Source organism: Blastococcus sp. CCUG 61487 (genome assembly GCF_005222955.1).
Taxonomy (GTDB): domain Bacteria; phylum Actinomycetota; class Actinomycetes; order Mycobacteriales; family Geodermatophilaceae; genus Blastococcus.
This window is the reverse complement of record NZ_LWUA01000239.1, coordinates 1-11,185: the sequence shown is the minus strand read 5'-3', so window position 1 is coordinate 11,185 and position 11,185 is coordinate 1. Positions and strand designations below refer to the sequence as shown.

11 protein-coding genes are annotated in these 11,185 nt (G+C 74.4%); 3 read left to right on the top strand and 8 right to left on the bottom strand.

Going from position 1 to position 11,185, the window contains the following annotated elements; genetic code table 11:
• Window positions 1–720: hypothetical protein (locus tag A6V29_RS13835; protein WP_212719383.1), on the bottom strand; the 720-nt coding region annotated here is incomplete at its 3' end.
• A gap of 315 nt (window positions 721–1,035) precedes the next feature.
• Between A6V29_RS13835 and A6V29_RS13830 the strand changes: the two genes are divergently transcribed.
• Both A6V29_RS13830 and A6V29_RS13825 read left to right on the top strand, forming a co-directional pair.
• The gene (locus A6V29_RS13830) at window positions 1,036–2,418 is read left to right on the top strand and encodes an APC family permease (protein WP_170977871.1); all 1,383 of its coding nucleotides are present in this window, start codon (window positions 1,036–1,038) and stop codon (window positions 2,416–2,418) included.
• 25 nt (window positions 2,419–2,443) lie between these two features.
• On the top strand, window positions 2,444–3,388 hold the full coding sequence (locus tag A6V29_RS13825) for a nucleoside hydrolase (protein WP_137160831.1): 945 nt from the start codon (window positions 2,444–2,446) through the stop codon (window positions 3,386–3,388).
• Here the strand turns inward: A6V29_RS13825 and A6V29_RS13820 are convergent.
• Window positions 3,385–4,092, bottom strand: a complete 708-nt coding sequence (locus A6V29_RS13820; protein ID WP_249933224.1) for a GAF and ANTAR domain-containing protein — start codon at window positions 4,090–4,092, stop codon at window positions 3,385–3,387. The two genes, A6V29_RS13825 and A6V29_RS13820, sit on opposite strands and share 4 nt — an antisense overlap.
• A gap of 106 nt (window positions 4,093–4,198) precedes the next feature.
• Here A6V29_RS13820 and A6V29_RS13815 point away from each other — a divergent pair, with 106 nt between their 5' ends.
• On the top strand, window positions 4,199–4,711 hold the full coding sequence (locus tag A6V29_RS13815; RefSeq protein WP_137160830.1) for an ATP-binding protein: 513 nt from the start codon (window positions 4,199–4,201) through the stop codon (window positions 4,709–4,711).
• 120 nt (window positions 4,712–4,831) lie between these two features.
• Here the strand turns inward: A6V29_RS13815 and A6V29_RS13810 are convergent, their stop codons facing one another.
• From A6V29_RS13810 to A6V29_RS20980, 6 genes are all read right to left on the bottom strand, one after another.
• The gene (locus tag A6V29_RS13810) at window positions 4,832–5,470 is read right to left on the bottom strand and encodes a PilZ domain-containing protein (protein ID WP_137160829.1); all 639 of its coding nucleotides are present in this window, start codon (window positions 5,468–5,470) and stop codon (window positions 4,832–4,834) included.
• 88 nt (window positions 5,471–5,558) lie between these two features.
• Entirely contained in the window at window positions 5,559–6,326 is a 768-nt protein-coding gene (locus A6V29_RS13805) for an NYN domain-containing protein (RefSeq protein WP_249933223.1), read from the bottom strand.
• Between the two features lie 68 nt (window positions 6,327–6,394).
• Window positions 6,395–8,494 carry a putative bifunctional diguanylate cyclase/phosphodiesterase gene (locus tag A6V29_RS13800; RefSeq protein WP_137160827.1) on the bottom strand — a complete coding sequence of 700 codons (2,100 nt, stop codon included), beginning with the start codon at window positions 8,492–8,494 and terminating at the stop codon, window positions 6,395–6,397.
• 122 nt (window positions 8,495–8,616) lie between these two features.
• Entirely contained in the window at window positions 8,617–10,248 is a 1,632-nt protein-coding gene (locus A6V29_RS13795) for an acyl-CoA dehydrogenase family protein (protein ID WP_137160826.1), read from the bottom strand.
• A gap of 246 nt (window positions 10,249–10,494) precedes the next feature.
• Window positions 10,495–10,932, bottom strand: coding sequence for a hypothetical protein (locus tag A6V29_RS20985; RefSeq protein WP_170977870.1), 438 nt, complete (start codon window positions 10,930–10,932; stop codon window positions 10,495–10,497).
• A gap of 18 nt (window positions 10,933–10,950) precedes the next feature.
• Window positions 10,951–11,185 (bottom strand): hypothetical protein (locus tag A6V29_RS20980; protein WP_212719381.1); only part of this gene is annotated, 235 nt, incomplete at its 5' end.

Below are 11,185 nucleotides of genomic sequence, written 5' to 3'. Positions count from 1 at the left end.
CGCGCCGAGGTGCGCCGGCCGGGGGCGCGCGGCGATCCGCGCGGCTCCCGGCACCGCCCAGGCCGGAGGTTGCGGCCAGCCCGGCGGCGGTGGGGAGTGCACCGGTCCCACGGGGGACCGGGGACCACGCCGGGCGACCGGCGTGGGACGAGGCGCCGCAGCGGGGGAAGGCGCCGCGGGCCGGATCGTGGGGGTGCTGGGCAGTTCGTGCAGGACGATCGGGGGGTCGAGCCGCCGGCGGGCCGCCACGGGCGCACCCCATGCCAGGTACTCGCCGTGCTCGCCGGCGCCCCAGAGGGCGGCCCTGCGGACGAGCGCGCGCACGCGCGTCCGCTGCGAAGGGCGCGGCGCGGGCGCCGCCGTCCGCCAGGCCAGGTACTCGCCGTCGGCGCCGCCGCCCCAGAGGGCGAGGCGCCGGACCAGGTCGCGCAGCCCGGTGATCGGGACGCGCTGCCGTTCGGGCACGACGACGACGCGCGGCGCGGGAGCGCTCGGCACCCGGCCGGCTCGGGCCGGGGGAGCCGGCTGCACCGAACGCAGCGGCACCGGCCGTCCGGTGGCCCGGAAGGCGGTCGAGTGCACCGGGCGGTTCCGCGGGCGGGGCGGCGGCCCGTCGGCCCGGTCGAGCACGCCGATCAGCCCGATCAGGGCGGAGTCGCCAGCGGTCGAGGAGCCACGGGCGGCGATCTCGCCGGCGAGGGTCGCCTCGCTGGTGCTCATCACGCCTCCCAAGTCGTCGTCCGCGACCGGGGAAGGTGTCGCGGACAAGGAGAAAGCTAGGCAGTAGGGCCGGCCGCGGCGGCCATTCCCGACCCTCTCCGGAGGGCGCGTGACCCAACCGTTGCGGAGCCCTCCCACGGCAGCCGGTGACCCCTCTCCGGGCTCGCCCACTTGTCGACATCGGGCACGTCCCACGCGGGTTTCCGCCCATCCGGCGGGCCGGTCACGTCCGGTCCAGCCCCGACGCGCCCGCGTGTCGCCCGATCGGGCGCCGTCCGAATTACCGAGGGTCCGGCGCGCCCCAAGACTCGGCGCGTGCGTGATCACGACGACGTGGCGACGGCTCCCGACCAGGACGGCGACGAGACCCGGTTGCGCCGGGCCGTCACCGGACGCCTGCTGTTCCTGTTCATCCTCGGCGACGTGCTGGGTGCCGGGGTCTACGCCCTGGTCGGCGAGATCGCGGGCGAGGTCGGTGGTGCGGTGTGGCTGCCGATGCTGGTCGCCCTCGTCCTGGCCCTGCTCACCGCCGCCTCCTTCGCCGAGCTGGTGACCAAGTACCCCCGGGCCGGGGGCTCCGCGGTCTTCGCCCAGCGGGCCTTCCGCAGCCCGCTGATCTCCTTCCTCGTCGGCTACTGCATGCTCGCCGCCGGCGTGACCAGCGCCGCGGGCCTGTCGCTGGCCTTCGGCGGTGACTACCTCAGCGTCTTCCTCGACGTGCCGGCGGTGCCCGCGGCGATCGTCTTCCTGGTGCTGATCGGTCTGCTCAACGCCCGCGGCATCCAGGAGTCGGTGCGGGCCAACGTGGTCATGACCGTCGTCGAGGTGTCCGGCCTCGTCCTCGTCGTCATCCTGGGCGCGCTGGTGCTCGGCCGCGGCGACGGCGACGTCGGCCGGGTGACCGAGTTCCCGGAGGGCGTGTCGGTCACCACCGGCGTCCTGGCCGCCGCGCTGCTCGCCTACTACTCGTTCGTCGGCTTCGAGGTCTCCGCCAACGTGGCCGAGGAGGTGCGCGACGTCCGCCGGGTGTACCCGCGGGCGCTGTTCGGCGCACTGCTGGTCGCCGGCGTCGTCTACGTGCTGGTCGGGCTGGCCGCGTCGATCGTGCTGCCCCCGCAGGACCTCGCCGGCTCGTCCGGGCCGTTGCTGGAGGTCGTCCAGGCGGCGGACGCCGGCATCCCCGACGAGCTGTTCAGCGCCGTCGCGCTCATCGCCGTGGCCAACGGCGCGCTGCTGACCATGATCATGGCCAGCCGGCTGGTGTTCGGGATGGCGGAGCAGGGGCTGCTCCCCCGTCCCCTCGCCACCGTGCTGCCCAACCGGCGCACGCCGTGGGTCGCGATCGTCGTCACCACCGTGGTCGCGATCGCGCTCACCCTCACCGGCGACCTGGGCGAGCTGGCGAACACCGTCGTTCTCCTGCTCCTCCTCGTCTTCCTCAGCACGAACATCGCCGTGCTCGTGCTGCGGCGGGACGAGGTGGCGGCCGACCACTTCCGCGTGTGGTCGATCATCCCGGTGCTCGCGATCGGCTCCTGCGTGCTGCTGCTCTGGCAGCAGGAGGCCGGCATCTGGCTGCGCGCCGGCATCCTGCTGGCGGTGGGCATCGTCCTGTACCTGGTGGCGCAGGCGCCCTGGTGGCGGGCCACGCCGGAGGACCCTGCCGACGACGAGGAGCCCGTCGCGACCGCGTCCTGAGGCCCTGCGCTGCGAGGATGCGGTCGTGGCCGAGCGCATCCCGTTGGTGATCGACACCGACCCCGGTATCGACGACGCGCTGGCGATCCTGCTGGCGCTGGCCAGCCCGGAGGTGGACCTGCGGCTGGTGACGACGGTGCACGGCAACGTCGAGCTCGCGCAGACCAGCGAGAACGCGCTGCGCGTGCTGCACCTGGCCGGCCGCTCGGACGTGCCGGTCGCCGCCGGGGCGCGCGGCCCGCTGGTGCACCCGCAGCCCCGCCGCGCCGGGCACGTCCACGGCGCCGAGGGGTTGGGCGGCGTGGCACTGCCGCCCTCGCCGGCGCCGCTCGATCCACGCCCTGCGGTCGTCGCCCTCGCCGAGCTGCTGACCAGCTCGCCGGTTCCGGTGACGGTGGCGGCGATCGGGCCGCTCACCAACCTCGCGCTCCTGCAGGCGGTGTTCCCGGAGGCCGCCCAGCGCATCGGCCGGCTGGTCGTCATGGGCGGGTCGGCGGCCCGGGGCGGCAACATCACCGCGGCGGCGGAGTTCAACGTGTGGTCCGACCCGGAGGCCGCGGCGGTGGTGCTGGGCGGGACGGTCCCCACCGTCCTGGTCGGCCTGGACGTGACGCTGGCGACGGTGCTGACGCCGGACGACATCGCCGGGTTCTCCGGCTCCGGGCCCACCGGGGCGACCGCCGCGGCGATGCTGCAGCAGTACCTGGACCACGCCCGCACGGCGTACGGCGTCCCCGGGGTGGTGGTGCACGACGCGCTGGCGCTCGCCGAGGCCGTCGCGCCCGGCACGCTCGGCCTGGTGCGCCGCGACGTCGTCGTCGACACCGGCCTGGGTGCCGGGCGAGGCCAGACGCTGGTGGACCGGCGGGCCGTCTCGACCTCCCCCACCGCGGTCGACGTGGCGGAGACCGTCGACGCCGGGGCGGTGACCGAGTTCCTGGTCACCCGGCTGGCGACCTTGGACGACTAGCTGCCTTGCGTGCCCTCGACGATGCCCAGCGCGATCTCGCGGAGCTTGCGGTTGTAGCGCTGCGAGGCCTCGCGGAGGATCTCGAACGCCTGCTCGGCGGTCACGTGCCGCTGGGCCATCAGCACCCCCTTGGCCTGCTCGATGACCGCCCGCGACTCCATGGCCAGGCGCATGTTGCGGGCGTGGTCGGACAACTGGGCGTGCGCGTCGGCGTTGGCCACCACCACCGCGATCGTCTCGGCGACGTCGAGGCCCGCCTCCAGCGACTCCGGTGAGGCGAAGGCCCGGGGCCGCCTGGAGTACATGTTCAGCCCGCCGATGCTCGACCCCTGGTAGGGCAGGGGCACCGACAGCGAGCTGCGCACCCCGTGCGCGCGCACGCGCGGGATGTAGTCGGGCCAGCGCTGCTCGGTCTCGGTGTCGTCGATGCGCAGGATCACCCCTCCGCGCGCGGCGTCCATGCACGGGCCGTAGCCCTGCTCGTACTGCAGCTCGTCGGCGACCTGCGCCAGCTCGCTGGAGTGCGCGGCGGTGAACGGCTTGTCCCCCCGCAGCATCGTCGTCGACACCGACTCGGCCCCGGGGACGCCCCGGGCGGCGATCGCGGTGATCTCGCCGAGGACCTCCGAGAGCTCCCGATCGGCCAGGGCGACCCGGCTCAGGTCGCGCAGCAGTTCGTCCACATCGGCATTGTGCCTGGCCACGGCGGTGGTCCGACCTCCCTTCGCGCCGGGCAGCGCGATCGGCCAGGATGAGCAGCGGCGGCGACCGGACGGGTGCCCGCCACGAACAGATGCAAAGGGGAGGCGGATGGCCGACCAGCCGGCCCAGCAGGCGTGGCCGAGCGCTCCCGTCCCGTCCGTCCCCGGTGATGTCTGGCACTGGCAGCTCGAGGCGATGCACGTCGTGTCCCGCGTGCGGTCGGACCTGCGTGCCCGCATCGCCCATCCCTCGGTGGCGTCCGGGTCGACCGAGGACGCCCGTGACGGCCTCCTCCTGGTGTTCGAGGAGCTCGCGTCCAACGCGCTGCGGCACGGCGGCGGCGACGTCCGGGCCGTCGTGGTCGCCGGCCCGGGCGCGTGGCTGCTGGACCTCAGCGACGAGGCGCCCGACCGTCCGCCCGTCCCCGCCGTCGACCGCGACCCGGCGCTGGGCGGCATGGGGCTGCACCTGGTCAGCCAGCTGTCGATCAGCTACGGGTGGGAGCGCCGTCCCGGCCGCAAGCACGTCTGGGCCAGGCTGCCCTCCGGCCGGGCCGAGCAGGCCGAGTCGCAGCGCGACTGGCTGCCCGAGCCCCGCTCCGGGGACTACCGCCGCGACTGACGGGCCCGTCGTCCCGGCGCCGCGTCCTCCCTCACCCCCGCGCGTCCTCCCTCGCGGTGCACGCCGAGGGAGGAGGCGCCACGATCAGGTTCGCTGATCCCGGACGGGGGGCGGCGGCTGTCAGTCGACCGAGCGGGCCCGCTCCTCGCGCAGCGCCTGGAAGACCCGGCGCCGTGCCCGGTCCTGCTCCTTCTCCGGGATGTCCACGAACCTGATCGACATCAGCCAGCGAGCACCGCGGGCCTGGACGCGGACCACCTCGGCCTTGGTGCGCAGCTCGCCGTCCTCGAGGGCGACGGAGAGGTCCATCGACGTCCCCGGCTCCGGCAGCATCCCGAACCCCTCGAACTGCGCGCGGATGCCGTTCTCGCTGAGGTCGATGCTGTCGCCGGAGATCTCCACGGCGCCGTACTCGGCGGTCACCGGGACCACCACCCGCCCCCGGACGGCCGTCCGGCGCTGGCTCTCCTCGGCCGGGCCGGTCATGCGCAGCCGCCAGCGGACGACGGTGCCGGACTCGACGTCCACCACCTCTGCAGGCACGGCCCGCCGCGTCTCGCCCGCCAGCCAGTAGACCAGGACGGCGTTCCCCGGCACGGCGACGCTGCCGTCCACGTACTCGCTGGTCGACGGCCGGACGACGACGACGCCGTCACCGACGAACTCCACGCGGGTGCTGATGGTGATGTTGTGCCCGGTCAGCACGACGTCGGCCTCGGTCTGCTCCTCGGGGTGATCGACGCCGGGAACGCTGGTCATGCTGTCTCCGTTCTGAGCCACGATGCGCCGGACCGCAGCCGTGGCCGCCCCCCGCGCGCAGGGACCCTAACCGCCGGATGGGCGGGTGTCAGGAGCGCCGTGCCGTATAGGAACTGACGAAGTCCCGAAGGCTGCGGGTCGGCCGCAGCCACGCGCCGTCGGGCGGGAGCGCGTCCAGCCGCACCCGGTCCAGGGGCTCCACGAACGCGCCCGGGACGTCCTCGATGTCGATGAACTCCAGCACGTCGGAGCTGATCGCGTAGCCGGCCACCTCGCTGAACGCGACGACGACGACGCGGGTCCCGGCCCGTGCCAGCTCCTCCAGGGGCTCGGAGAAGTTCCGGCCGTCGCCGGAGAAGACGACCAGGCGGCGCAGTTCGTGGCTGTGCGAGCGCACCGCGATGTGGTCGAGCATGTCCTGGTCGATGTCGTCGTCCGGCGACGTCTTGGGCCGGGCGAAGACGGCGTAGCCGAACCCCCGCAGCGCCTCGACCCACCGCTGCAGGGTCCCCGGCGAGGGCGGGATGTTGGCGAAGACGCAGGCCTCGACCTCGGGCACGTCGGCGTCGGCCCGAGCGGCGTCCGGCCCCCCGGCACCGTCGACGAACCAGGCGGCGATCGCGTCGAACCGTGGTCGCGAGGCCGCGGTGGGCCGCGCACCGATGACCGTCGACAGGGTCATGTCGATGTTCGGCGCGTCCCAGATGAGCAGGTCCAGCGCCGGCTTCGCGGGCACGGGGGTGGTCGCGCCGTCGTCGGAGGAGAGCGTGCTCACCGGCGACGGCGTGGGTCCGGCGTCGTCGAGCGAGGTGTCGGTGTCGCCGGCCGGGGCGGGGGCGGAGGGGCTGTCCAGCACGGGTGCAGTCTGCCCCGCCGAGGGCGGTCCCGCCGGAGCCGTCGCCCGCCGCGTTCCGCGGTTGCCGCTCACCGGACGGCGCGCAACGGCGTCCCGGCGGCGGCGAGGGCGCACACGTCGCCGCCGGCGTCCTGCACCCCGCGCACCCACCCAGGGACGTCCGCAGCCGGCATGGGGTGCCCGAGCAGCCACCCCTGGACGAGGTCGCAGCCGGCCTCCCGGACCATCCGGAGGTGCTCGGCGGTCTCGACGCCCTCCGCGATCGCCTGGATGCCGAGCGTCCTGGTGAGCGCGACGATCGCGGTCAGCACCGCACCGCTCTCGCCGCCGGTGACCTGCTCGGCGGCCGCCAGGAGCGATCGGTCGATCTTCAGGATGCCGATGGGCAGCGCGAACAGCTGGGCCAGCGACGACCAGCCGGTGCCGAAGTCGTCGATCGCGACGCGGACCCCGGACCGGCGCAGCACCTTGAGCTGGTCCTCGGCGCGGGTGGGGTCCTCGGCGATGCTGGTCTCGGTGAGCTCGAGCACCAGCCGGTCCGGCGGCAGGCCCGACTCGCGCAGGGCGAGCCGGACGTCGCGGACGAGGGTCTCGGCCGCGAAGTGCCGGGCGCTGACGTTGACCGACATGCGCAGCGGCAGCCCTTGGGCGGCCCACTCGGCGGCCTGGCGGGTGGTCTCGGCGAGCAGCCAGCGGGTGATCGGGATGATCTGGCCGGTCTCCTCCGCCACGGAGAGGAACGTGTCCGGCGGCAGCAGGCCGCGCTCGGGATGCTGCCAGCGCACCAGGGCCTCGACACCCTCCACCGCGCCGGTGTCCAACCGGACGACCGGCTGGTAGTGCACCACCAGCTGGTCGACGGCCTCGTCGCGGAGCCGGGTGGCGACCTCCAGCCGCCAGCGCGCGGCCTCGCGCAGCCCGGGGGTGAACAGGCGCACCCGGTCGCGGCCCATGCTCTTGGCCGCGAACATCGCCGCGTCCGCGTCGCTGAGCAGCTGGTGGGGGTCCCGGGCGTCGGGCTGGGCGACCGCCACGCCGACGCTCGCCGACAGCGGCACGGAGATGCCGGAGGCCGGGAACGGCCGGGTGAAGGTCGACTGCAGCCGGAAGGCCAGGCCCGCGGCCTCCGCCGAGTCGCAGTCGTGGGCCAGGACGACGAACTGGTCGCTCCCCAGCCGGCCGACGGCGTCCCCCGGCCGCAATGCCGCCGCCAGCCGGTGCCCCACCTGGCGCAGCAACTGGTCCCCGATGCCGTGCCCCAGCGAGTCGTTGATCGTCTTGAAGCCGTCGAGGTCGAGGACCAGCAGGGCGACGCGAGGGCCCTCCTCCCCCGACCCGGCCGCGAGCGCTGCGGCGACCAGGTCGAGCAGGGTTCCGCGGTTGGGCAGTCCGGTGAGCTCGTCGTGACGGGCCCGCCAGGCGAGGGCCTGCTCGCTGCGGACCCGCTCGGTGATGTCGGTGTGGGTGATCACGACCCGCTGGGAGAGCTCGACCCGGGAGGCCTGCAGCCGGAACCAGGAGCTGGTCGTGGGCGTCGAGCGGGGGTACTCGTGGTCGAACGTCACCGGCACGGTCCCGGTCGGCGCGGCCAGCAGCCGGCGGAGACCGGCGTCGATCGCCTCGACGTCGGAGGGCGCCAGCCCCGTCCGGACTGCCTCCAAGTAGTCGCTGCCCGGGACGCCGAGCGACCGCTGGGGCACCGCGAGCGTGCTCTCCCAGGCCCGGTTGCCGGTGACGATGCGCCCGTCGGAGTCGACGAGGACGGTGGCCGAGGGAAGGGCCTCGAGCACGGAGGCGAACCGCCGCAGCTCTGCCTCGCGCCGGGCGTCGGCGCGGTAGCGGCTGTCCACGTCGCGGAAGAACACCGAGATGCCGGGCGGGTCGGCGAAGACGCGGATCTCGTACCACCGTTGCTGCGGTTCGAAGAAGAAGTCGAACTCGCGGGGCTGCCCGTCGGCGATGACCTGCCAGTACCGCTCCTCGGCCAGCGAGTTCACCGCGGCGGGGAAGCAGTCGCCGGCCGTGTGGCCCAGGAGGTCCTCGGCCCGCTTGTCCAGCAGGAACTCGGCCGCCGCGTTGACGTAGGTGAATCGGCCTTCGGCATCGAGCCGGAAGACGGCGTCGGGGACCGTACCGAGGTCCGGTCGCGACCCGTCATCTGGTTGCACGCTGCCCGCGCTCCGTCCGCTTGCTGGGTGTTCCGCGTACGCGGAGAGATTACGGTGCGAATCCGTCCGACTTACCTCGTGCGGGTCGGTGGACCGCCTCCGAGACTACTGCTCCGGAGGGCTCAACTGACAGCCTCGACGGCCGATCGTTCGACCAGCGCGGCGACGTCGGTGGCGGCGGGGAGGGTGCCGAGCACGGCGCCCCAGTCACCGCCCAGCCGGGAGGCGCAGAACGCGTCGGCGACGGCGTGCGGCGCGTGCCGCAGCAACAGCGAACCCTGCAGGCACAGCGCGAGCAGACCGGCGATCCGGCGAGCCCGCAGCGGCAGCCGGTCCGGGTCACCGAGCTCGGCGGAGAGCCGCTTGACCGCGTCGTCGAAGCGCGGGTCGGCTCCCCTGGCCAGGTCGATCTCGGCGGTCACGGCGGCGAGCGAGTCCGACGAGCGCCCCATGGCCCGCAGGACGTCGAGGGCGATGACGTTCCCCGAGCCCTCCCAGATCGAGTTCAGCGGCGACTGGCGGTACAGGCGGGGCAGCCCCGAATCCTCGACGTAGCCGTTGCCCCCCAGCACCTCCATGGCCTCGGCCACGACGCCGGGCGTGCGCTTGCAGACCCAGAACTTCGCCGCGGCCCCGGCCAGCCGCAGGAACGCCGTCTCACCGGCGTCCACCGCGGCGGCCAGCCGGACGGCCAGCGCCGTCGCGGCCTCGCTCTCGACGGCGAGGTCGGCCAGCACGTTGCCCATGAGCGGCTGGTCGACGAGCAGCGCGCCGAAGGCCGAACGGTGCCGGCTGTGGTGGATCGCCTGGGTGAGGGCGGCACGCACGGTGGCCGCGGAGCCCAGGACGCAGTCGAGGCGGGTCATGTTGACCATCTCGATGATCGCGGGCACCCCACGGCCCGGTTCGCCGACGAGCCACCCGACCGTGCCGTCGAACTCGACCTCGCTCGAGGCGTTCGACCTGTCGCCGAGCTTGTCCTTGAGGCGCTGCACCCGGAAGACGTTGCGGCTGCCGTCGGGGAGCACCCGCGGGACGAGGAAGCAGGAGACCCCCTCGTCGAGCTGCGCCAGCACGAGGAACACGTCGCTCATCGGCGCCGAGGTGAACCACTTGTGGCCGACGATCCGGAAGGAGCCGTCCGGCTGCGGCACGGCGCGGCTGGTGTTGGCCCGGACGTCGGAACCGCCCTGCTTCTCGGTCATCCCCATGCCCGCGATGAGGCCGGGCTTGGCGGCCGGGTCGGTGAGCCCGAAGCTGTAGGCCCGGGCGGTGAGCCCGGGCTCGTACCGGGCAGCGAGCTCGGGCGTCCGCCGCAGGGCCGGCACGGCGGCGTAGGTCATGGTCACCGGGCAGCCGTGCCCCATCTCCACCTGGGTCCACCCCAAGTAGCCGACGGCGCGGCGGACGTGCGCGTGCCGGTTCCCGGAGCCGGCGTCGGCCCAGGGCGCACCGGCGAGGCCGTGCTCGACGGCGGTCCGCATCAGGTCGTGCCACGCGGGGTGGAACTCCACCTCGTCGATGCGATGCCCGTAGCGGTCGTGCGTGCGCAGCCGCGGCACGTTCTCGTTGGCCAGCCGGCCCCACTCCTGCGCCTGCTCGCTGCCGGCCAGCCGGCCCAGGTCCGCGAGCGAGGCGAGCGTCGCCTGGTCGGCGTGCCGGACGCAGGCCTCCGCGAGCGCCGCGTCGCCGGCAATCGGATCGTGGCCGATCAGCGGCGGCACCTGGTTGGTCACCTCGTGCGTGGCACTCATGAGGGCACCGTACGAGCCCGTCAACCCGTCGATGGTCACGATCTGTTACCACTCGAACGGGTGTGAGCGAGGACACACCGAACCGGAAATCGGGCGCACCGGTTCCCATAGCGGACGAGACGGACCGGTTCCTAGCTTCCGCTCCATGACGTGCCACGCAGGAGGCGACGACGACCGGGCTCCGGCCCGCGTCGGTCGCTCCTGGTGGCGCCGCACGCTCGCGACGGGCCTGATGGGCGCCGGCGTCTACGCCGGCCTGGCCCTGGCCGCCGACGCGGTCCGGGCCGACGAGCCGCCCCCCAGCCCGCCGGCGGAACAGACGGCGACCCAGCCGGCCGCGACGCCCGAGCCGCAACCGGCTCCCGCGACGGCATCGACCACCACGTCGACGCAGCAGGTCACGATCTCGAGCTCGTCCACGACGTCGTCCACGTCGTCCACGTCCTCCACCTCGACGGTCATGTCGACGACGTCGACCAGTTCGACCACGACCTCCTCCTCGACGTCGACCGCCTCGACCACCACCTCCTCGACCTCGTCGGCGAGCACCGCGGAGGGGCCCGGCACCACGACGGTGTCGTCGGACGGGGCCACCACCACGACCACCACGACGAGCACGACGACGGCCGAGGACGGCCGCACGGTCACGACGTCGGTCACCAGCACGACCACGGACACCGCCACGGCACAGCCCGTGAAGGGTCAGCCTGCGACGGCCACGACCACCGCGTGCGGTTCGGCGGCGCAGCCGGCCGGCGTCGAGCCCCCGGCCGGCCCGTGCGCCGCGCCCGCGCCCGCGCCCGAGTCCGCGCCGACCACCACGACCACCGCGGGGGAGGCGACCGAGCAGGCCGCCTCGCCGTCGGACGCCTCGGCCCCGGCCAAGCGGCGCAGCGCCGGCCCGGCGAGGGCCCCGAGCGCGGCCGCCCCCGCGGCC

What these genes read in the sequence shown, in the direction of transcription:
- A6V29_RS13815 (WP_137160830.1), top strand. Translation starts at nt 4,199, where the DNA reads ATGGCCGACCAGCCGGCCCAGCAGGCGTGGCCGAGCGCTCCCGTCCCG.
- A6V29_RS13810 (WP_137160829.1), bottom strand. Translation starts at nt 5,470, where the DNA reads ATGACCAGCGTTCCCGGCGTCGATCACCCCGAGGAGCAGACCGAGGCC.
- A6V29_RS13795 (WP_137160826.1), bottom strand. Translation starts at nt 10,248, where the DNA reads ATGAGTGCCACGCACGAGGTGACCAACCAGGTGCCGCCGCTGATCGGC.